Source organism: Flavobacterium sp. RHBU_24 (assembly GCF_046613695.1).
Lineage (GTDB): Bacteria > Bacteroidota > Bacteroidia > Flavobacteriales > Flavobacteriaceae > Flavobacterium.
The window spans coordinates 1-21,704 of the sequence record NZ_JBKJHD010000028.1; the positions used below are offsets into that span (position 1 = coordinate 1).

At 41.4% G+C, this 21,704-nt stretch carries 18 protein-coding genes; 13 read left to right on the plus strand and 5 right to left on the minus strand.

Annotated elements, in window-relative coordinates; all coding sequences use genetic code 11:
* The first annotated feature begins 10 nt into the window (after positions 1-10).
* The 5 genes from ACLI09_RS17325 (at position 11) to ACLI09_RS17345 (ending at position 6,663) form a co-directional block, all read left to right on the plus strand.
* The gene (locus ACLI09_RS17325; protein ID WP_411420924.1) at positions 11-889 is read left to right on the plus strand and encodes a DUF3347 domain-containing protein; all 879 of its coding nucleotides are present in this window, start codon (positions 11-13) and stop codon (positions 887-889) included.
* A 28-nt stretch (positions 890-917) separates the two neighbouring features.
* Positions 918-1,577, plus strand: coding sequence for a DUF3347 domain-containing protein (locus tag ACLI09_RS17330; RefSeq protein ID WP_411420907.1), 660 nt, complete (start codon positions 918-920; stop codon positions 1,575-1,577).
* A 127-nt stretch (positions 1,578-1,704) separates the two neighbouring features.
* Complete coding sequence (locus ACLI09_RS17335) at positions 1,705-3,975, plus strand: multicopper oxidase family protein (protein WP_411420908.1); 2,271 nt, start codon at positions 1,705-1,707, stop codon at positions 3,973-3,975.
* 649 nt (positions 3,976-4,624) lie between these two features.
* Positions 4,625-5,644, plus strand: a complete 1,020-nt coding sequence (locus ACLI09_RS17340) for an SDR family NAD(P)-dependent oxidoreductase (RefSeq protein ID WP_411420909.1) — start codon at positions 4,625-4,627, stop codon at positions 5,642-5,644.
* Between the two features lie 200 nt (positions 5,645-5,844).
* Positions 5,845-6,663: a helix-turn-helix domain-containing protein gene (locus tag ACLI09_RS17345; RefSeq protein WP_411420910.1), complete on the plus strand. Its 819-nt coding sequence runs from the start codon at positions 5,845-5,847 to the stop codon at positions 6,661-6,663.
* Positions 6,664-7,132: 469 nt separating this feature from the next.
* Here the strand turns inward: ACLI09_RS17345 and ACLI09_RS17350 are convergent, their stop codons facing one another.
* From ACLI09_RS17350 to ACLI09_RS17365, 4 genes are all read right to left on the minus strand, one after another.
* On the minus strand, positions 7,133-8,869 hold the full coding sequence (locus ACLI09_RS17350) for a sensor histidine kinase (RefSeq protein WP_411420911.1): 1,737 nt from the start codon (positions 8,867-8,869) through the stop codon (positions 7,133-7,135).
* A gap of 2 nt (positions 8,870-8,871) precedes the next feature.
* Positions 8,872-9,504 carry a response regulator gene (locus ACLI09_RS17355; RefSeq protein WP_411420912.1) on the minus strand — a complete coding sequence of 211 codons (633 nt, stop codon included), beginning with the start codon at positions 9,502-9,504 and terminating at the stop codon, positions 8,872-8,874.
* A 174-nt stretch (positions 9,505-9,678) separates the two neighbouring features.
* A complete protein-coding gene (locus ACLI09_RS17360) occupies positions 9,679-11,490 on the minus strand; it encodes a T9SS type A sorting domain-containing protein (RefSeq protein WP_411420913.1) in 1,812 nt (603 codons plus the stop codon).
* A gap of 4 nt (positions 11,491-11,494) precedes the next feature.
* A complete protein-coding gene (locus ACLI09_RS17365; RefSeq protein ID WP_411420914.1) occupies positions 11,495-12,853 on the minus strand; it encodes a T9SS type A sorting domain-containing protein in 1,359 nt (452 codons plus the stop codon).
* Positions 12,854-13,313: 460 nt separating this feature from the next.
* Between ACLI09_RS17365 and ACLI09_RS17370 the strand changes: the two genes are divergently transcribed.
* Positions 13,314-13,559 carry a transposase gene (locus ACLI09_RS17370; protein ID WP_411420915.1) on the plus strand — a complete coding sequence of 82 codons (246 nt, stop codon included), beginning with the start codon at positions 13,314-13,316 and terminating at the stop codon, positions 13,557-13,559.
* Between the two features lie 29 nt (positions 13,560-13,588).
* Here the strand turns inward: ACLI09_RS17370 and ACLI09_RS17375 are convergent, their stop codons facing one another.
* Entirely contained in the window at positions 13,589-13,822 is a 234-nt protein-coding gene (locus ACLI09_RS17375) for a hypothetical protein (RefSeq protein WP_411420916.1), read from the minus strand.
* Positions 13,823-13,918: 96 nt separating this feature from the next.
* Here ACLI09_RS17375 and ACLI09_RS17380 point away from each other — a divergent pair, with 96 nt between their 5' ends.
* The 7 genes from ACLI09_RS17380 (at position 13,919) to ACLI09_RS17410 (ending at position 21,688) form a co-directional block, all read left to right on the plus strand.
* The gene (locus ACLI09_RS17380; protein WP_411420917.1) at positions 13,919-14,683 is read left to right on the plus strand and encodes a Rossmann-like and DUF2520 domain-containing protein; all 765 of its coding nucleotides are present in this window, start codon (positions 13,919-13,921) and stop codon (positions 14,681-14,683) included.
* On the plus strand, positions 14,667-15,194 hold the full coding sequence (locus ACLI09_RS17385; protein ID WP_411420918.1) for a KdsC family phosphatase: 528 nt from the start codon (positions 14,667-14,669) through the stop codon (positions 15,192-15,194). Before ACLI09_RS17380 ends, ACLI09_RS17385 begins: the two co-directional genes overlap by 17 nt.
* Positions 15,195-15,288: 94 nt before the next feature.
* Positions 15,289-16,200 carry a UbiA family prenyltransferase gene (locus ACLI09_RS17390; RefSeq protein WP_411420919.1) on the plus strand — a complete coding sequence of 304 codons (912 nt, stop codon included), beginning with the start codon at positions 15,289-15,291 and terminating at the stop codon, positions 16,198-16,200.
* Positions 16,187-16,774, plus strand: a complete 588-nt coding sequence (locus ACLI09_RS17395) for a Maf family nucleotide pyrophosphatase (RefSeq protein WP_411420920.1) — start codon at positions 16,187-16,189, stop codon at positions 16,772-16,774. The genes ACLI09_RS17390 and ACLI09_RS17395 overlap by 14 nt, the downstream gene beginning before the upstream one ends.
* A gap of 9 nt (positions 16,775-16,783) precedes the next feature.
* On the plus strand, positions 16,784-17,311 hold the full coding sequence (locus ACLI09_RS17400) for a mechanosensitive ion channel domain-containing protein (RefSeq protein WP_411420921.1): 528 nt from the start codon (positions 16,784-16,786) through the stop codon (positions 17,309-17,311).
* Positions 17,304-19,802 carry a PIG-L family deacetylase gene (locus ACLI09_RS17405; protein WP_411420922.1) on the plus strand — a complete coding sequence of 833 codons (2,499 nt, stop codon included), beginning with the start codon at positions 17,304-17,306 and terminating at the stop codon, positions 19,800-19,802. Before ACLI09_RS17400 ends, ACLI09_RS17405 begins: the two co-directional genes overlap by 8 nt.
* 173 nt (positions 19,803-19,975) lie before the next feature.
* Positions 19,976-21,688: a sodium:solute symporter gene (locus tag ACLI09_RS17410; protein WP_411420923.1), complete on the plus strand. Its 1,713-nt coding sequence runs from the start codon at positions 19,976-19,978 to the stop codon at positions 21,686-21,688.
* Positions 21,689-21,704: the final 16 nt, after the last annotated feature.

Consider the following 21,704-nt stretch of genomic DNA (forward strand, 5'->3'; position numbering starts at 1 on the left):
AAAAATCAAAATGAAGACATTATCAAATATGATGATGGTAATCGCTGTATTACTATCATCAATAAACAGTTTCGCACAAGTAAAAAATACGAAAACAGAAACCGTAAAAATTTATGGCAACTGTGGTATGTGTAAAGCCACAATCGAAAAAGCAGGCAATGAAAAAAAGGTAGCCAGTGTGGAATGGAACAAGGACACTAAAATGGCTACGCTTACTTATGACAGCGATAAGACCAGTGAGGATGAAATATTGAAACGCATTGCTTTGGCAGGTTACGACAGCGAAAAATTTTTAGCACCTGATGATGTGTATGCAAAACTGCCGGGCTGTTGCCAGTACAATAGAGAACTAAAGCCAACCGCAAAAACTAACGACGAGGGTATGGATATGAAAAACGGACACGCCAACCATAACCACAACGAAATGACTGTAACAAATACTGCCAATCCCCAAAATGCACCTCAACTAAAAGCCGTTTTTGACAATTATTTTTCAGTGAAAGATGCTTTGGTAAAAGCTGATGCAGATACTTCATCCGCAAAAGCTACTGACCTGGTAAAAGCTGTCAAAGCGGTAGAAATGGCAAAACTGTCCACAGAAGAACATACCGTTTGGATGAAGGTAATAAAAGATTTGACCGTAAATGCCGAAAAGATTGCTGCTTCTAAAGATGTTGCGAAACAAAGGGAAAATTTTGTTTTACTATCTAATAAAATGTACGAATTAGCAAAGGTATCAAAACAGGAAACACCTGTTTACTATCAGCATTGCCCAATGTACAATAATGGGAAAGGTGCAAATTGGTTGAGCAAAGAAGAAGCGGTTAAAAATCCATATTACGGTGCTCAAATGCTTACCTGCGGTAGTGTACAGGAAACATTGAAATAAGATTAATACACATTAAATAATTTTTAAAATGAAAAATATATTTTTCTCCATCATATTGTCAACGTTTACAACAATAACAGTTTCCTGCAATCAGTCTTCCTATAAAAACAGCGAGCAAAAAGCTAATGACAGTACAATGGTGTCTGAAGCTCAAAATGTGCCATCATCAGCACTAAATGATACAACAATTTCTACTGCTCCGGTTGATACATTAGCTAAAGCAGCAGAAAAATCAGGTGTAAAAGAGCAGGCACAAAACTTCTCTATTGCACCCATTGTTAAGGATTATCTGGCTCTTAAAAACGCACTTGTCGCAGATAATGACAAAGCAGCAGCCATTGCAGGCAAACAGTTGTTCAGCACCTTGATAAAGGTAGATATGAAATCCATACCTGCAAATAAGTATCAGCAATATATGGAGATAGCTAAAAATGCAAAAGAAAATGCTGAACATATTGGCGACAACGCCGGAAAAATAGACCATCAAAGAGAGTATTTATCATCGCTAAGCAAAGATGTTTCCGGCCTTATTGCACTGTTCGGAACAACCCGAAAATTGTATCAGGACTATTGCCCGATGTATAATGATGGCAAAGGCGCTGTTTGGATTAGTGAAGCTAAAGCAATCAAAAATCCGTATTACGGTAACCAGATGCTTACCTGCGGTTCTGTAAAAAAAGAATTTTAAAACGAATTAAAGATAATCTTGGCAATAGCGCTGTTTACTGCATGCACAAAGATGCAAAACTGAATGACGAGCAAATCAAAACATTAGCCAACTGGCTAAAAATAAATGAGTTCATTAATAATATCAAATGAATATGCCCATAAATAGTAAATTGAGGTTGCTGCAAGCAGTATTTATACTACTGTGTTCGCAATCCGTTTTTGCGCAAAAAGTAGTAAGATATGAGCTGTATGTAAAAGATACGCTTGTAAACTACGCAGGAAAAGAAAAAAGAGCTATTGCGGTAAACGGTCAGATACCGATGCCAACGCTCATTTTTACCGAAGGTGATACAGCAGAGATTGTAGTGCATAACCAGTTAAAAGAGAGTACATCGCTGCATTGGCACGGCGTATTTTTGCCCAACAAAGAAGATGGTGTGCCCTGGCTTACACAAAAGCCAATTGAAGCAGGAGCGACATACACCTATCGTTTTCCTATTATTCAACATGGAACGCATTGGTATCATTCCCATTCAGGTTTGCAGGAGCAGATTGGAATGTATGGCAGTTTTGTAATGAAAAAGCGTGATGACGATAAAACCTTTAGAAAAGGAATTGATGATTTGCCTACCGTACCCATCATTTTAAGTGAATGGACAAACCTTAATCCCTATAACATTAACCGTATGTTGCATAATGCCAATGACTGGGCAGCAATAAAAAAGAACGCTACACAGTCCTATGCAGAGGCCATCAGAGAGGGACATTTTAAAACCAAATTGGCCAACGAATGGAAACGTATGTTGGCAATGGATGTGAGCGATGTGTATTATGACAAAATATTAATCAACGGAAATCATACTACCGATTTAAAAACAGTTGATGGCAAAACACTAAAAGCGGGAGATAAAGTAAGATTAAGAGTGTCAAACGGCGGAGCATCATCTTACTTTTGGCTACGATATGCAGGAGGTAAAATTACAGTAGTAGCCAATGATGGTAATGATATAGAGCCAGTAGAGGTAGATAGATTAATCATTGCGGTTTCCGAAACGTATGATATTGTGGTAACAATTCCTGACGATGGAGTTGCCTACGAGTTTTTAGCCACAACCGAAGACAGAACAAAATCGGCAAGCTATTTTGTGGGTAATGGTATCAAACAATTAATATCGCCACTTCCAAGATTGAAATATTTTGAGGGGATGAAGATGATGAATGATATGATGAAGATGAACGGAGATTTGGACGATATGGGTATGAAAATGAGCCTGAACCAAATGGATATGAATGTGGTAATGTATCCCGAAATTACCGGAGAGGCTAAACCTGAAGAAAACCATAGCCAGCACAATATGAATATGGATAATGACCCCAACCGTTACAACGCAAATGCTTTGGGAGAAATAAAAACGCTGAATTATGCAATGTTACAATCTCCTTACAGCACCTCACTTCCTAAAGATGCATCAGTAAAAGAAATAAAATTTACCCTTACCGGAAATATGAACCGTTACGTGTGGAGTATGGACAATAAAATTCTTTCTGAAACGGATAAAATACCTGTTAAGAAGGGAGAAATCCTACGCATTACCATTTACAACAATTCAATGATGCGACACCCAATGCACTTACACGGGTTCGACTTTAGGGTAATTAATGGCAAAGGAGAGAAATCTCCGCTGAAAAATGTATTAGACATTATGCCAATGGAAACCGATACCATTGAGTTTTTGGCAAGCGAAGAAGGAGATTGGTTTTTTCACTGCCATATCCTTTATCATATGATGTCGGGAATGAACAGGGTATTTGCGGTTGATAATTACGAAAATCCGTACCTACCCAATAAAAAGCAGGCATACAATAAATTACAGAGAGAGAGTAATATGCCCCACTTTATGGCACAGAATGATTTTGCTACCAATGGTAATGATGGGGAAGCAATGTTTCAGAATGCAAGATGGAGTTTAGGTGCAGAATGGCGTTTGGGTTACAATGATATGCACGGTTATGAAGTAGAAACCCATTTGGGGAGGTATATTGGAAAAATGCAATGGTTTATGCCCTTTATAGGTTTTGACTGGCGGTATCGCAAAATGGGAATGGATGAACACGAAACTAATTTATTCGGACAGAAAAATGAAAAAGATACACGTAGAGCTATTAGTTTAGGTTTTATGTACACTTTGCCAATGTTGGTCAATTTTCAGGCAGAAGTCTATCACGATGGTATCGTACGCCTGTCACTAATGCGGGAGGATATTCCGATTTCCAAAAGATTAAGGGCAGGTTTCATGCTCAATACCGATAAAGAATATATGGCAGACTTGAAGTATATTATCAATAAAAATATAGGTATCCGTACACACTATGATAGTGATATGGGCTTGGGTGTAGGGTTGTCGCTCAATTATTAAACTATTCGCTTAATTAAACATCTCCGTCTTTTGCGGTCGATTAAAAAGAGAAGTAGTGTTGATAAGAATTCTCCGCACTCCTCGGGTATTTAAAATTTCAATAATGAACTAATTGACCTATTTAGACAACCAACTAGAGTTAGTTATTAAGAGCCTCTGAATCTCTAATTATACTGATCGCTAAAACAATTTGTGTTCAATTAATTCTCATACATATAAAAACAGGTGTTTTTACCCCTGATTTTTATGCAAATTGTTGACAAATGTTACAATACGATAATCCACTCAATATTGCAGAGCAAAATAAAATCTAAAATTAGTTTAAAATAAATTACTTTTAATCAATTGATTAGACATTTTAAAACTCATTTAATAGAGTTAAAATAGTTACAAGGTGTTCTACTGTGATTCCTGACAGATAACATATCATTGAAACCTCAGTGTTTACTGAGGTTTCTTTTATATTTTGAGGAAGAATCGAATTTTTTCAAAGTCGCATACTTTACGGCTGCTACATGGGCAGCGTATAAACATATTACCGAAGAAATACTTCTAATGACGTTTTAAACAAAGTAAATTGAAACGCTGAACAAAACCCGTCGTTTTTTTCCTGTTTAAATTTGTCTCATAACATTTAAACGAAATAAAAATGGGAACAAACAATTATCAAGGCGCCTTGCAGCACCCGATAGGCTCAGGATTTAACGCTAACTCAACAGCAAGTGAAATTATTAAGGGGATTGACCTGGCCGGAAAAATAGCGATTGTGACTGGAGGTACTGCCGGTATAGGCCTGGAAACGGTTAAGGTACTTGCAGCAGCTGGTGCAAAAGTAATTGTACCTGCCAGGAACATTGAGAAAGCAAAAAAAAACCTGCACGGTATCACGAATGTGAAAATTGATGTGATGGACCTTTTTAAGCCTGACACCATTGATGCCTTTGCCGAAAAATTTCTGGCTTCAGGCAGGCCGCTGCACCTTTTGATCAACAATGCCGGCATTATGTGGGTGCCCCTGCAGCGCGACAACCGCGGATACGAGTCACAATTAGTAACTAATTACCTCGCACAGTACCAGCTGGCAGCACGATTATGGCCTGCGCTTAAAGCAGCCAATGGCGCGCGCGTTGTTAATGTTTCTTCGCTGGGGCACCACATGGCACCCTTTAATTTTGATGATCCTAACTTCCTGCACCGGGAATACCACACATTACTGGGGTACGGACAATCGAAAACAGCCAGCAACCTCTTTGCGCTTGAGCTGGACAACCGCGCCAAAGCGTTTAATGTAAGGGCTTATTCATTACATCCGGGTTCTATTGCGGGTACAGAGCTGGCCAGGGATGCGGATATGGAACTGTTCAAACAAATGGGTTTCTTAGATGAAAATGGTAACCTGCTCCCGGAAATATTAGCCAGCCTGAAAACCATACCACAGGGTGCCGCAACTTCTGTATGGGTTGCAACCAGCCCGTTACTGAACAATATTGGCGGTGTGTACTGTGAGGATGCCGATATTGCCGAATTGCTGCCTGAAAACCCTATTCTACAAACCAGCGCTATATTACATAAAAATGGCGTACAGGAGTATTCGCTGGATAAAAGCAATGCCAAAAGGCTTTGGGAATTAACTGAAGAAATGACAGGCATCTCGTTTGATGTGAAATAACCGTTTAAAAGGATAGTTTTGAAAATAATTCCTGAATTTCAAATATATTAAGCTGTGTGTAACTAATAGCGGTTACCTGATATCTGAGTTTTAATCCAGGCCGGGTTGGCAGGACCGCAGGAGATAATTATCTTTGAGTGGCTAAATAAATAGTGCTTTTTAATATCTGCTTGGTTAAGCTTACCATATACCTTTAAATTATGGAACATATATCAAAATACCTCACACCTGAAATTAAACTTTCCAGCTACGATGACAGGCTGTTTAAATCAGACCTGATGTTTGATGACCACATGCTGGTCTGGTTTATTTCCGGCGAAACAAAAATAATACAGGCGGATGCTACTTTTTATTTTAAAACTGGCGATATATTCTTAATTCCGAGGAATTTACCTGCCACCATAATAAATTATCCTAAAAACGGACAGCCCCACAAAACAGTAGTAATGCATTTATCAACCGAAAGATTAAAAAAGTTCTATCAAAAAGTTGATACAAAAAAAGGGTACCTTGTTAAACAGCAAATATATAGTTTCAATAACCATCCTCTGTTAGAAAGCTGTTTAGCTTCTGTAATACCTTATTTTGATGTAAAAGGTGAGTTCCCTGAAAGCCTTGCCTCATTAAAAATAACGGAAGCCATAAGTATCCTGCGGGTAATTGATTCCGGTATTGATAGTGTGCTGGCAAATTTCGACGAACCTGGGAAAGTTGATTTAATTAGTTTCATGGAACGAAATTTTATGTTTAATATGCCGCTGCAAAAATTAAGTTACCTCACAGGCCGCAGCTTATCGACATTTAACCGGGATTTTAAAAAACATTTCAATACTACCCCTCAAAAGTGGTTAACTGAGAAAAGGTTGCAATTAGCATATTATCAGCTGCATGAGAAAAATAAAAAACCAACAGAAGTCTATCTTGAAGCCGGTTTCGAAGATCTCTCCCATTTTTCATTTGCTTTTAAAAGAAAGTATGGTTTATCTCCCAACCAGGTACAGTTACTTAATCACAACTAAAAAAATCATAGATTTTGTAATGGCCAAGAATGTTTCAAAGGCGAAGGTTATCCAGGAGTTCCTAAAACACAATGATTTATCTTTTACATTAGTACCAAAAATAATCTGCCCCAGAGAGAGGTCGCGATATGCACCTGAGGGAACATTTTTTTAGATATACTGCCGGGACATTCAATGTGTTCGATACTCACTTTAGAGCAAAAAGAGTATCATTCATAGTAGCATACGAGGTTGTAAATCTATCAGACCCATTACTACAAACAGACGACAGCATCGGTTACCGCTGCTGCTGTAAAAATCTTAGCTCCGGTACATATGTGGTAAAAGCAACCACAGCCAGTGGTAGAGTTTTAGCGGAAAAATTATTAAAAAGTAATGCTTATAACAAGGCAGTAAAATAACATGTACTTAAAATAACAAAGAGCGCTATTGTGTTGCAGGCGCTCTTTGTTAGTGAGTATTATAACGTTTAAACTGGTATTTTAATGCTGACCCGCAGTCCGTTTTCGTTTACAAAATGTACTTCTCCGCCCAGTTTACCTACCCGTTTATGTATGTTGTTAATGCCATTGCCAAAATGGTTGTAGGTTTGTATGCCTTTGCCATTATCTAAAATGGTAATTAACAGGCTGTTTTTTCCGGAAAGGCTGATATTTATAACCATCTGTGTAGCCTCGCTGTATTTAATTACGTTATTTAAAAGTTCTTTTGTGCAGTAAAAAAGGTGTTTTCTTTGTGTACCGTTCAGTACAACGGGAGCGTGGGGTTCTGCAGGCAGGTTAAACTCAAACTGTATACTGGTCTCTTCAAGGAGGTTGCCGGTGTAGTGCTTTAAGTATTCGCAAAAACTTTGCAGGGTGTCATTATCATCATTTAAAGACCATATAAACGTATTTAGCTTTTGCGAAACATCTTTGCCCGTTGACAAAATTTTTCGTGACAATACCTTTTGCTGCCCGGCCGAAACATCGTTACGGGCCAGTATATCGGCATGTATTAATATGCTGCTCAGGCCGCTGCCTATATCATCATGCAGGTCGTTGCTTATTTCATTTTTCTGGTCTAAAAGTATTCTTTGTATTTTGTTTTTCTTTCTGAAAAATAAAATGGTTAGTGCCATTAACAGTATAAAAAGCAGCGCTATAAGTAATTGTAAAACCATCATGTCGTGTTGCCTTTTCAGCTTGTCCAGCTGTAGGGTAAGCAGGTGCTTTTCGTTTTGAATATACCGGTTACTTATTTGCTGGATAAAGCCGTTATTAAACACTTTTTCTTCGGTATTAAGCCTTATAATTTCGTCCTGCACTCCACTAATTCCCTGTTTCATATTACCTGTTTTAAATGCCTGCAATGCGTACCGGTAAAACATTTGCCTGAAAAACAGGTTTATGGTTTGGGCGTTTATAAGTGCCTGCCCTTGTTTGTAATAACCCTGGCAAATAAGTGGCCGGTTTGCGGAGGCGTTCATTAAAAGGCTGTAGTTTACCAGCGCTATATCATAGTATTTATACTCATGGGCAGATTTCAGGCTTTTATTATAATAATAATAGGCCGCACTATCGTTGTTTTTAAGGCTAAAATAAATTTCGCCAAAGGTTTGCTCTGAGTTTGCTATGGCTCTTTTACTTAGGTTTTTAATTGCTTCGGCATAGGCCTTTTTGTTGTAAAACATAGCCGAATCCGTCTCCAGTGCTGAGAGTTTTAGCTGCGCAATATTGTTGTATATATGCTCTTTGCCTATGGTTTGTATAAACCTGTTATGTTTTTTTTCAGGAAAGTAGTTCAGCGAATTGTTAAATGCTTTGGCACTTTGTGGCTTAAGGTTAAGCTCATATAAGTTTAAGGCTTCAAAAAAAAAGGCTTCACTAATTTGCAGGCTGTCATTTTGCAGTTTTGCCCTTTTTAGCGCCTTACCCGCCTCTTGCCTGCCAAACTGGAATAAACCCATATAATAAAACAATTCTGACTGCAGGCTGTGGGTATAAAAAACCAAAGAATCTGCCTGTTCCTTGCCCTGTAGGTTTTTAGAAACATCGAGCCACTTTTGCGATGCCACAATATTATCTTCCTCAAGGTACTGCTTTGAAATTTTAAAAGCCTGCAATGCCTTACAATCGTTATCGGTGCAGCGGTTAAAATCATGAACATACTGGCTGTATGCCCCAAAAAAAAACAAAAGCAGCAGCGGTACAAAAATACTTTTCATCATCAGCGTTTAAGAAACATATTTACCACCTCTACCCGTGTGTTAACCTGTAGTTTTTCATAAATGTTTTGAATGTGCTTGCGCACGGTGCCCGCGCTAATATCAAGCTTGTAAGCTACCTCCTTGTTCATAAAGCCTTTAGAAAGCAGCTCCAGTATTTCATTTTCGCGCTGCGTAAGGGTTTCTATGGCCTTGTTAGACTGCTGTTTCATGCCGCTAAAACTAGCTACCACCTTGCGGGCAATGCTACTGCTCATGGGGCTGCCGCCGTCAAAAAGCTCATCGAGCGCGTTCATTATTTTCGCGGGACCGTCGGTTTTTAGTATATACCCCTTAGCACCTGCCTTAAGGCTATTAAATATTTTGTCTTCATCTTCAAAAGAGGTACACATTAAAAAAACAGTTTGGGGTAGTATGTACTTTATTTTGTTGATGCAGTCTATACCGCTTTCTCCGGGCAGGTTTATATCCATTAAAATGGCGTCAGGCTTTAAGTCCGGAATTTTCAGTACCGCTTCTTCAGCGTTTTTAAAAACACCCGCCAGCGCATATTGCGGCGTATATTGTATAAGCAGCGCCAGGGCGTCCCTCAGGTCAGGATCATCTTCTACAATGCAAATGTCTTTTTTTAGCATACGGGTCTGAAATTCAAAAATTTGATAGTACTAAAATTACCCAAAAATACCTAAACTACCTAACGGAGCCAATAATTTAAAAAAATGTGTAACAGGCCCGGGTTGCTGGTTAATTTCTACAAACATATACATGAAATTACCGGGCCTGCACTTTACACACTATTTTGTATGATATTACTTTTTTATACATTTAAAGGTAAACGGCTTACCATCGGTAGTTATACCTTTTATAAAATAAATCCCCGGTTGCAATGCGGCTACATCGGCGCTTGTTGCGGTATACTTTATATCCGCTTCAGCACCCAGCGTGTTGTATAGCTTTAGCGCTGCCACCTCCCGGGTAAAATGTATAACGTTTGTGGCAGGGTTAGGATAAAATAAACCCTCGGTTAATCCTGTATTTTCTACTGAAAGCGCGGTTACTTCTACAGTAGCCGATGTTTTTGAGCAGGCGTCAGGATACGAATATGCTACGCTGTAAGTGCCAAGTTCTGGCGCAAGATATTCCTGCCCGTTTGCCCCCTCTATAGGTTCGCCATTCAACAACCATTGAATACTACCTTCAAATTCAGGGGTAGCGGTAAGATAATTTCCATTTGCTACTATAGTGGGTGTTACAGGTGTATCGGGCTCCATGGTAAGCTTACCAAGGTAAAGCCCTTTTGCCCACTCGCGTTCCACACAGCTGAAAACAGGTAAAGATGACCCGGAGTTATACATATTGCCCCCTGCATAAAACGTCCCGGCACCATCGGTTACAAGTGTGGTTGCCCTGGTGGTATTGATGCCGAATGTAAATGCGTTGGTAAAGGTTCCGGTATAATCAAGCTTGGCAATATAAGAAGGGCCGTTAGATGTTGTCAGGCTAAAGTTACCCAGGGTTATAGCACCTTCCAGGCTATTAGCCGTATACACACCACTACCATCAGGATCATTTAGCATAGCGTAAACATTAGTCTGGGTCATTAACGATTTTACCCATACAGCCTGACCGTCGGCATTTATTTTAAGAACTGCATCGGTAAAATTTGTAGTCCCTACACCCGATGTGTTCACTACGGTAGTACTCCCGGCCGATATTATACTGTTTACCTGCACACCCAGGTAAATACCATCATCATTACCTATAGCCATAGCCTGCTGCCTTTTACCGGAAAAACCAATACCTGGGTAAAAATTGGCCCATTCTACTTCAAGGTCTTCGGTTGTGCGTAAAAGCAGTAATGGAATGGTACCCACTTCTTGTTGTTGAGAAAGCACTGTGCTGCCATACGTTACATCAGCATGAGACATCCCTGCAAATACCAGTTCGCCATTAGTCAGTACACCTGCATTTTTAAAGTCGATACGATCATAGGCATTATATGGAGCAGCATTATCTACGGTTAAGGTAGTAACTATATCGCCGGAGGCAATACCCAGCTTACTTATAGAATAAGGAGCTGTTTGCAGGTAAATATGGTTATTATGGTATAGCAGCAAAGGCGACGATTCGGCATACCAGTTGCCTACATTTATTTCCTTATGCCAAATTAAGTTGCCTTCCGGTGAAATTTTAAGCAGGTAATTCCTGTTTGGGGTCACCAGCAGCGGATTATCGTTAATTTGCAAGGCCGTGTTAAAATTCGCACCAAGCAGGTAGAGGTTGTCATTTTCGCCAATGGTTATATTTATAGCGTTGAAACTCCAGCCGATAGCTTTCATGTAAATAAGTGTACCTTCAGCATCAAATTTGTACAAAAAGGCATTGGCACCTCCGCCAGGATAACCATAAGGCGTAGCTGTTTGTCCCTGGCATTGTTGTATATCTATGGCATAATCCATCGTATACAGGTTGCCCTGAGAATCCCTGGCCAGCGAAATAGTGCCGTAAGAACCGTTGCCGGGATTTACATAGCCGGCTGCTGTTACCCAGTCAAACCTTTGAGCAAAGCCTGACAGCGAAGTCATTAACAGGCAAATTGTAAATAGTAATTTTGCATTCATAAACTTAGTTTTTAATTATTTTTATTGTGATTGTTTTTTTATCTGCTGTGCTGCCTTTTGCCAGGTAAGTACCGGCAGCCAGGCCGTTTACGTTTACCATGTTTGTAGCATTTCCTGCTGCCACCTGCCTGCCCGAAAGGTCGTAAAGTGTTATGTTGTTTACATCTGCAGAAAAGTGAATAACATCTGAAGCAGGATTTGGGTATGCGGTAAGAGGTAGTACTGCAGCTGTATCTTCTGTAGATAAATCGGTACAGTTTGCAATAACTGCTGTGGGAACGTTACTGTTGTTACCCGTTCCATCGCCCAGCGTACCGCCGTTTTGGCCGCAGGCGTAAAACGTGTTGTCATTTTTAGCAAAAACCGAGTGATAGTAGCCCGAACCGGCTATAGAAGTTACATTGTTAAAACCGCTTATTTGCGTGGGCGCGCTTATAAATGTGTTATTGTTGCCTATGCCCAGCTGGCCATAGGCGTTATAACCGCAGCTCCATACGGTGCCGTCGTTTTTAAGGTATAGTATATGGTATTGCCCTGTAGCAGCAGCTGTAATGCCCGATAAGGCTGTTACCTGCGTGGGTATTAATTTATCGGTAGTGCTGCCATCGCCCAGCTGCCCATAGTTATTTATACCGCTTACCCATGCGGTACCGTCATTTTTTAAAAATATTGATGTACGCATACCCGCCGCCACAGCCACTACATTAGTAATAGCTACTGTAGCAGGGGCCACCACCGGACCCAAGCTGTTACCTAGTCCCAAGGCGCCGTTCTGGTTATCGCCACATACTTTTACCGTACCATCGCTCTTTACAAATATAGAATGGCCATCGCCGGCTGCTATATCAACAATGTTTGTAAGGCCTGTTGCCTGTACAGGTGTATATTGTGGTACCTGGTTGCCGTTGCCCAGTTCGCCTGAAAAATTTCGTCCACAGGCCCATACTGTTCCATCGCTTTTTAAAAACAGCGAATGGTAAAACCCTGCCGCTATTTTTACAATTCCGCTAAGGCCGGCTACCTGTATGGGGATATTAGAGTTTTGGGTAGTGCCGTTGCCCAGTTCGCCATTAGTGTTGGCACCACATGCCCATACGGTACCATCACTTTTTAAAAAAAGAGAAAATTCATCTCTCGCTGCTACCGCAACAATATCGGTAAGGCCGCTAACGGTAACAGGTGTTACTGTATTAGTGTTTGTACCGTTGCCCAGTTGCCCGCTAGCATTGCGCCCGGTTGCCCTTACGGTGCCATTGTCGCAAACAAATAAAGAGTGAAGGCCTCCACCGGCCACAGTCTGGGCATTACAATAAAACAGGTTTGCAACTAAACCTAATAACAATGACAATGTAGTTTTTTTCATAATTGTGAGGGAATAATAGTTAGTAAAAACATTGTTTGTAATTACAGTGTAAAATTCATTTTTTATAAAAACCCACACAATACGTAAATGGTCATAGTGTTAAATGCTTTACTAATTTGCATTTTAGTTTAAAAAAGGAAAAAGCGGATATATATAGTTAAAACTATTGCCTGTCTACTGGTCTTACTAACTTAAGCAGAAAGCATATACGCATAAAGGCGTATATACAAAATATTGATAAAACAGGTTTTGCAAGCTTCGGGTTCATCTATTAACCGTGTTAATTCTGATTTAATAGATTTATCTTTTCAAGGTAATATATTTTTGACTCAAATAGTGTAGAATTTTTATCGCCTTTCAAGATTAATGTTGAATATCGATGAAGGGAATAACAATGTGTAAGTTCCCCTAAAAACAGTACAGTTAAAAGTAGAATTTTATTAACTTTAAAACTGTAATTATGAAGACCGGTAAATTCAACCCTACCCTGGTTGCCAAGATTCTAAAAGAGTTTGAATCAGGCAAAGATGTTGATACTATAACCCGTGAGCATGGTGTCAGCAAAGCTAGCTTTTATAAATGGCGTCAATGCTACGGAGTTATGGAAGCCAGCGAGCTAAAACGTGTAAAAGCCTTTGAGAAAGAAAACACAAAACTCAAACGCACAGTATTAAAACTATCATTAGTTAAATACACAACGGGTTAAGATATAATCGAAATCAGTTAATTTAGCAATTACTTCACTTCTTTCACCCCTTTTATAAACAGCCAGCTCATAAATATTTTCTCCGTGCCCATAACTTTAGCCGCCTGGAATTTAGGCGCAAGTATCATGGTAACTAAAAATGCCGCTATACCCAGCATGATGCCTGATAGCCCCGTATATTCCTGCGCGAGGTAGTACACCAGCAAAAATATGGGGGCAAACCCTAAAAAGTTATATAGTAAGGCTTTTGTAGATTTGTTCATGAAGTGTTTTTATTAAACGTGCGCAAAGTTAGGTAATACTTACAAACCCACAAACTACATTTTAATACACCGTTTTATTTTTATAATTTAGCAACCATGTTATCAGTAGTAGTTTTAGGCTCGGGCAATGTGGCACAGCACCTTATAAAAGCGCTTTCGGGGTTATCTGAAGTGGCTCTTTTACAGGCTTGGGCGCGCCATCCTGAAAAATTAGCGCACCTACTTCCGGCAGGCAAAATTGCAGCGGATATCAGTACGCTAATGGCTGCAGACATATATATCATAAGTGTTAGCGACGACGCAATAAGCCAGGTTTCCGCGCGGCTGCCTTTTGCAAACCGTCTTGTGGTGCATACTTCAGGCAGTACCGGCGTAGACGGGCTTGCTTCCGGCAACCGTCGTGGCGCGTTTTATCCGTTACAGACATTTTCTAAAAACAAGGAAATAAATTTTAGCACCATACCCATATGTGTGGAAAGCGAATTTCCTAAGGATTACAGTACGCTTGAAAAACTGGCCTCTGCCCTCTCGCAAAATGTTTATGGCATAAATTCCGCCCAGCGGCAGGCGTTACATGTAGCGGCCGTTTTTACCAGCAATTTTGTAAACCACTTGTATACATTGGGTAATCAAATTTGTGCTGATAACAACATTCCGTTTGACATACTGAAACCCTTAATTAAAGAGGTTGCCGATAAAATCAACTACCTCTCCCCTGTCGAAGCTCAAACCGGCCCGGCGGTACGCAACGATGCACAAACCATACAGCGGCACCTCGATTTTTTGCAAGATAGCCACAAGAAAGAAATATATACCTTATTAACCCACTCGATACAACAAACACATGAGCAAAAGCTATAAAGAGCTGATGAACGATATTACCACATTTATTTTTGATGTGGACGGCGTACTTACTGACGGAACCATACACGTGGCGCCAAACGGCGAAATGCTGCGTAACATGCACATTCGCGATGGCTATGCCATGAAGGCGGCTGTTGAGAATGGCTACACCGTATGTATTATTTCCGGCGGGAGTAACGAGGGCGTGCGCATTCGCCTGCGCAACCTGGGCATAACCGATATTTACCTGGGGGTACCTGATAAGGTGGAAACCTTTAAGGAATTTACCGATATCTACAATATAAAACCTGAAAACGTATTGTATATGGGCGATGATATACCGGATTTTTTTGTGATGCAGCTGGTGGGCCTGCCCACCTGCCCACAGGATGCCGCACCCGAAATTAAGGAGATAAGCAGCTACATATCGCACCGCAAAGGGGGTACCGGCTGTGTGCGCGATGTTATAGAGCAGGTAATGAAAGTGCAGGGCAAATGGATGGAACTGTTTAACGCAAAATACGATTAGAGGTTAATTTATTGATGCTGAAATGCCTTAATTCGTTATCTCCATTTTATTCTAAATTGTCAATACCAAATCTTAATACTTTGTACTCAATACTATGAAGTTGATAAAATACTTTAATATCCCCGACCTCCTTATCCTTGCAATAGCACTCCTGGTATTCAAGATGGGGTTTTTGGATAGCCAGGCAGGTGCGGCGCAGGCGCTCAATCACTGGCAGTACTTGCTCTTTATACTTGCCACGGTGCTTGTAGCTGCCGGTGGTTTTTTTATGAACAACCTGTTTAGCATAGGAAAAGATGCTAACCCCGATGTTACCGAAGCAACAGGCTATAACATTTACATAGCGCTTACTGTTGTGGGAGTTGGCCTTGCTTATTACCTGGGTAATGCTGTGGGCAAGCCTATGCTCTTAACAGGCACTTTTATGATAGCCGCGGGCACCATGTATTTTTATGCTAACGGCCTTAAGCAAATGCCTATTGTGGGCAATATTTTAATAGCACTGCTTATTGCACTGCCGGTTATTTTAGTAGCATTGTTCCAGCTTTACCCGCTGGTAGGTATTGCAAGTTTAGAAACCACCCAGACGGTGGGGCTGCTGTTTAAGGTGTTGACAGATTATATTGTATTTGCTTTTGTAATAGGCCTACTACTTACTTTTGTAAACGACCTTACACAAACCGATGCCGACTATAATAGCGATGTAACTACATTACCCATACTAATAGGCCGTGCCCGCACTATAAAAATAGTGCTTGGGCTTGCAGTAGTCCCCGTGGGTATGGTGCTTTATTATGCCGATGCACACCTGCTGGACCTGCCTTACGCGCTGGCCTACGTACTTTTGTTTATAGTGGGGCTGCTGTTGTATTTTATGCTGAAGTTATTCCATTCAAAAACAGCAAAGGACTTTAAACACCTGGAATGGATACTAAAGCTGGTGTTGCTGTTTGGGGCACTTTCTATAATGGTAATTACCTATAATATTGGCTATGCTAAACAATAAACCGGGCAATTATAAGATAATACTGGCATCGGGTTCGCCCCGCCGCCAGCAGTACTTTCGCGACCTTAATGTTGACTTTGAGATTCGCCTTAAAGGAGTAGAGGAAGTATATCCTGATACGTTGCAGGGGGCTGAAATTACTGATTACCTTGCCAAGCTAAAGGCAGCAGCAATGGAAGCCGCCGAAAATGAGATCATCATTACCAGTGATACCATTGTGTGGCATGAAAATAAAGCATTGGGCAAGCCCAAAGATTATAACCATGCCTTTGAAATGCTATCGTCACTGATGGGTAAAACACACGAGGTTGTAACATCAGTATGCTTTAAAACAGCGGCGACACTTGAGGTTATTAACGAAACTACGCGTGTTACTTTTAACCCTGTTTCAGATGCCGAAATAAAGTATTACCTTGACAATTATAAACCCTATGATAAGGCAGGCGCATATGGCATCCAGGAATGGATAGGACTCGTGGCCATAGCCCGTATAGAAGGTTCATACAATAATGTGGTAGGGTTACCGGTTGATAAGGTGTATAACTATTTAAATATTTTTTTTAAAAACGCTTAGGTCTTACTTATGGCAACATTTGCATATATGCACCAGATTATAAGCACCGCGATATTGTTAGCGGTGTTTGTACTGCTTAATATAATTACCACAAAGCTTACACGGCGGTATGCTAAAGCATCAAATTTAGCAGAACACCGTACCAATCTTATTTCTAAGTATATAGATGTGGTAATGTTTGTACTTTTTGTAGTAGGTGTTGTGGCCATATGGGGTGTGGCGCCTTCAAGCATATTTAATTTTCTTGGTGCCACACTTACGGTTATCGGCGTGGCGTTCTTCGCCCAGTGGAGCATCCTGAGCAACATTACATCGGGGGTCATTATGTTTTTTACCTTCCCGTTCCGCATAGGCGATGTAATACGCATACACGATAAAGATTTTCCCATTGAAGCCCAAATTGAAGATATCAAGGCTTTTCATACCATACTTAAAACACGCGACGGCGAACTCATTACCTACCCTAACAGCCTGCTGCTGCAAAAAGGTGTGAGCATTATACCCATTAAACAAGAGGACAAAGAATTTTATGACTGAGAAAATAAAACACCTTGCGGCTTCAATACTATTGTTATTCGCACTGACGGCAAACGCGCAGCCGCCCAAACCCACATCGGCAGAAATATACCACAAGCTTGAAAAGCTTAATTTCCTGGGTTCGGCGCTCTACATCGCTGCCCACCCCGATGATGAAAACACCCGGCTTATTGCCTACCTGGCCAATACTACAAATGCGCGCACGGGCTATCTTTCGCTTACGCGTGGCGACGGCGGGCAAAACCTTATAGGCAACGAGTTGCGGGAATTTCTTGGCGTTATCCGTACGCAGGAACTTATCGAAGCCCGTAATATCGATGGCGGAGAGCAGTTTTTTAGCCGGGCCAATGATTTTGGCTACAGCAAAATGCCCGACGAAACCCTAAAGATTTGGGATAAGACCGAGGTACTACAGGATATGGTTTGGGTAATCCGCAACTTTAAACCCGACGTTATCATTACCCGTTTTGACCATCGCACGCCCGGCAGTACCCACGGCCACCACACCAGCAGCGCCATGCTTACACAGGAGGCTTATACCCTTGCCAATGACGCGTCTTATGAGCCAAACCAATTAAAATCCACGCAAACATGGCAGGCAAAAAGGGCTTTTTTCAACATATCTTGGTGGTTTTTTGGTAACAAAGAAAATTTTGATAAAGCAGATAAGTCGAAATACGTAAACCTGCTTACAGGTACCTACTATCCCCTATTAGGGCTTTCAAACCAGGAGATTGCCGCATTAAGCCGCAGCAGGCACAAGAGCCAGGGCTTTGGCAGTACAGGCGAGCGTGGCGATGATATGGAATACCTTGAAATTATAAAAGGCGATGTACCTGTAAACAAGCAAAATATATTTGAAGGCATTGATACCTCATGGAACCGGGTTAAAGGTGGCAAACCGATAGGCAATGCCCTGGCGCTGATTTTAAAGGGATATGATTTTAAAAACCCGTCGGCATCTGTGCCTGCGCTGGTAAAACTATACGCCCAGATAAATGCCCTCGAAGACAGTTATTGGAAAAACATAAAACTGAAGGAGCTGAGCGATATTATAGCCCAATGCGCCGGGCTGTACCTTGAAGCTGCTGCCGAAGCGCAATCTGTAACGCCGGGAAGCACATTAAAAATACGCTGGGAAGCCATAAACCGCAGCCCTGTGCCTATGGCTTTTAAAAGCTATACATTACTGCCAATGAATAGCCCGGCATCCGTAAACCTGCCACTGCAAAATAACGTAGGAGAAAAAGCCACTATTGATGCAGTGCTTCCTGCCAGTTTAAACTATACTTCCCCCTACTGGCTGGATGAGCCGGGAACATCGGGTATGTATACGGTAAATGACCTTCAAAAAATTGGCAAAGCCGACATCATACGGCAGTTGGCAATGGCATTTAATGTCGAGATAAACGGGGTTAGCATACCCTTTGAGCGTAAGGTTATCTATAAATTTAACGACCCTGTGCAGGGCGAAGTATATCAACCGCTGGATATCATTCCTGATGTTACCACCCGCATACTGAATAAAGTACAGCTGTTTACCAGCACCCGCAGCCAGACCATTAGCATAAAAGTAAAAGCGGGGCGCGACAACTGTAAGGGCAGCCTTCGCTTTGAACTTCCCGAAGGCTGGGAGGTTTCACCCGCTAGCGTTCCATTCAGCCTGCCGCTAAAAGGCAGTGAAACCGTTATAAACTTTGAGGTAAAACCACCGGCGCTTCCACAGGAGGCCACAGGCAGGAGCATTGCTACTATAGAGGGCAAGGATTATGACCGCGAGCAAACCATAATCAGCTACCCGCATATTGATGCCCAGCAGGTTTTGTTGCCCTCTGTTGCTAAATTTAACCGTGCCGACCTTAAAATAAAGGGCAGCAACATTGCCTATATAATGGGTGCAGGCGATAATGTACCCGAAAGCCTGGAACAAATGGGTTATACCATTGCCATATTAAAGCCCGCCGATATAAACCCGGAACGTCTAAAAGAATTTGACGCTGTGGTTATGGGCATAAGGGCCTACAATGTACTGGAAGACCTTGCGTTTAAGCAAAGTATGCTAATGGAATATGTAAACAACGGCGGCACTATAGTAACCCAGTACAATACTACCGGGAAACTTACCGTTACAGAGCCGGGACCCTATCATTTAAGGGTGTCGCGCGAGCGGGTTACTGATGAAAACGCAGCCGTAACTTTTATTGACCCATCACACAAAGTGCTGAATTACCCCAATAAAATAACAGCTAACGATTTTAAAGGCTGGGTGCAGGAACAGGGCTTATACTACCCGGATGAATGGGCACCGGAGTTTACCCCCATATTTGCATCGCATGACGCTGGCGAAGCCGACCAAAAAGGTGCAGTGCTGGTAGCAAAGTACGGCAAAGGGTATTATATTTACACCGGGCTTAGCTTTTTCAGGGAGCTGCCGGCCGGGGTTTCAGGGGCCTACAGGCTCATGGCCAACCTTATTGCCATAGGGCAATAAATTTATGAAAGCGCTGTAACATTATAGCGGATATGAAAGTCTTATTAATAGTAATAACAAAAAATGCATGAAAGATAACCTTGCAACATGGAAAAAGAACTACACCCTGGTGCTGCTGCTCAACGTTGTGTATATTGTGCTTTTTTATTTTTTAATGCAAATATATTCATAGCATGCAGTTATTAGACTGGGTTGTACTTATCGTTACACTGCTTTTTATCGTGTCATACGGCGCTATAAAAACACGGGGCAGCAAAAACGTAGAAGAATATATACTGGGCAGTAACCAGACCCCCTGGTGGACGGTGGGGCTCTCTGTTATGGCCACACAGGCCAGCGCAATTACGTTTTTATCTACACCCGGGCAGGCTTATCATGACGGGCTTGGCTTTGTGCAGTTTTATTTTGGCCTTCCCATAGCTATGATAGTCATCTGCTACACCTTTATACCCATTTACCACCGGCTCAAGGTATATACCGCATACGAATTTTTAGAGCAGCGTTTCGATATAAAAACACGTTCGCTGGCCGCCATATTGTTCCTGATACAACGCGGGCTGGGTACCGGGCTTACCATTTACGCGCCGGCCATCATCCTGTCGTCACTACTTGGATGGAGCCTTAACTGGATGAACTTTATCATCGGTACACTTGTAATTATTTATACGGTATCCGGCGGTACGCGCGCCGTTAACATGACCCACAAACAGCAAACGTTTGTAATTATGACGGGCATGATTGTTACGTTTTTTATAATACTAAGCTATCTGCCTGATGAACTCAGTTTTAATAATGCGCTGCACATTGCCGGTGCCAATGACAAGCTAAACGCCCTCGACCTCTCTTTTGATACTGATAAGCGCTACACGCTATGGAGCGGGCTTGCGGGAGGTTTCTTCCTGATGCTGTCGTATTTTGGTACCGACCAAAGCCAGGTGCAGCGGTACTTATCGGGAAAATCAATTCGCGAAAGCCAGATGGGCCTTATAATGAACGGGCTGCTTAAAGTACCCATGCAGTTTTTTATACTGCTTATAGGGGTTATGGTATTTGTGTTCTTCCAGTTTCATGCGGCGCCGCTCCATTTTAACCCTAACAACACTAAAATTATAAATAATTCTGCCTATGTGGGCGAATACCATAAACTGGAAAAAGACCTTGAAGGCGTTGCAGCCGAAAAACAGGAAATAAGCATGCTGTATGTAAACCAGCTGTACCAGGATTATGATAATAAAGAACTGCACAACCGTATGGTTGCCCTTAACAATCAGGAAAAAGACCTGCGCGACCAGGCTAAAGAACTGATAAAAAAAGCTGATGTAAAAGCCGAAACGAACGATAAGGATTATGTGTTTCTTTATTTTATACTAAATTATTTACCAAAAGGGATGATCGGGCTTTTGCTTGCGGTAATATTCTCTGCGGCCATGTCGTCCTCGGCATCGGGGCTAAACGCGCTGGCCTCTACTACCGCCATGGATATCTACAAACGCAATGTAAAAGGTGAAAAATCAGAAAAGCATTATGTAAATGCTACTAAAATGTTTACGCTTTTTTGGGGTATTATAGCTATATTGTTTGCCTGCATCGGTACACTTTTTGAAAACCTTATCCAGCTGGTTAACATCATCGGTTCTATATTTTACGGTACGGTACTGGGTATCTTCCTGGTGGCTTTTTATATAAAGTATATAAGGGCAAAGGCTATTTTTTACAGCGCCCTAATTAGCCAGGCCACCGTTATCTACATTTTTTTAATGGATATTGTAAGCTTCCTGTGGCTTAATGTTATAGGAGCAGGCCTTACCATTGGCCTGGGGCTATTACTACAGTCTTTTATTAAATCTCCCCCTGACGAAGAAATTCCTGAATCGCTGCAAGCATAAAAAAACGCCCTCGTAT

Bases quoted from the DNA above. Each gene is read 5' to 3' on its own strand.
- ACLI09_RS17325 (WP_411420924.1), top strand. From the start codon at position 11: ATGAAGACATTATCAAATATGATGATGGTAATCGCTGTATTACTATCA.
- ACLI09_RS17330 (WP_411420907.1), top strand. From the start codon at position 918: ATGAAAAATATATTTTTCTCCATCATATTGTCAACGTTTACAACAATA.
- ACLI09_RS17335 (WP_411420908.1), top strand. From the start codon at position 1,705: ATGAATATGCCCATAAATAGTAAATTGAGGTTGCTGCAAGCAGTATTT.
- ACLI09_RS17340 (WP_411420909.1), top strand. From the start codon at position 4,625: ATGGGAACAAACAATTATCAAGGCGCCTTGCAGCACCCGATAGGCTCA.
- ACLI09_RS17345 (WP_411420910.1), top strand. From the start codon at position 5,845: ATGGAACATATATCAAAATACCTCACACCTGAAATTAAACTTTCCAGC.
- ACLI09_RS17350 (WP_411420911.1), bottom strand. From the start codon at position 8,869: ATGAAAAGTATTTTTGTACCGCTGCTGCTTTTGTTTTTTTTTGGGGCA.
- ACLI09_RS17355 (WP_411420912.1), bottom strand. From the start codon at position 9,504: ATGCTAAAAAAAGACATTTGCATTGTAGAAGATGATCCTGACCTGAGG.
- ACLI09_RS17360 (WP_411420913.1), bottom strand. From the start codon at position 11,490: ATGAATGCAAAATTACTATTTACAATTTGCCTGTTAATGACTTCGCTG.
- ACLI09_RS17365 (WP_411420914.1), bottom strand. From the start codon at position 12,853: ATGAAAAAAACTACATTGTCATTGTTATTAGGTTTAGTTGCAAACCTG.
- ACLI09_RS17370 (WP_411420915.1), top strand. From the start codon at position 13,314: ATGAAGACCGGTAAATTCAACCCTACCCTGGTTGCCAAGATTCTAAAA.
- ACLI09_RS17375 (WP_411420916.1), bottom strand. From the start codon at position 13,822: ATGAACAAATCTACAAAAGCCTTACTATATAACTTTTTAGGGTTTGCC.
- ACLI09_RS17380 (WP_411420917.1), top strand. From the start codon at position 13,919: ATGTTATCAGTAGTAGTTTTAGGCTCGGGCAATGTGGCACAGCACCTT.
- ACLI09_RS17385 (WP_411420918.1), top strand. From the start codon at position 14,667: ATGAGCAAAAGCTATAAAGAGCTGATGAACGATATTACCACATTTATT.
- ACLI09_RS17390 (WP_411420919.1), top strand. From the start codon at position 15,289: ATGAAGTTGATAAAATACTTTAATATCCCCGACCTCCTTATCCTTGCA.
- ACLI09_RS17395 (WP_411420920.1), top strand. From the start codon at position 16,187: ATGCTAAACAATAAACCGGGCAATTATAAGATAATACTGGCATCGGGT.
- ACLI09_RS17400 (WP_411420921.1), top strand. From the start codon at position 16,784: ATGGCAACATTTGCATATATGCACCAGATTATAAGCACCGCGATATTG.
- ACLI09_RS17405 (WP_411420922.1), top strand. From the start codon at position 17,304: ATGACTGAGAAAATAAAACACCTTGCGGCTTCAATACTATTGTTATTC.
- ACLI09_RS17410 (WP_411420923.1), top strand. From the start codon at position 19,976: ATGCAGTTATTAGACTGGGTTGTACTTATCGTTACACTGCTTTTTATC.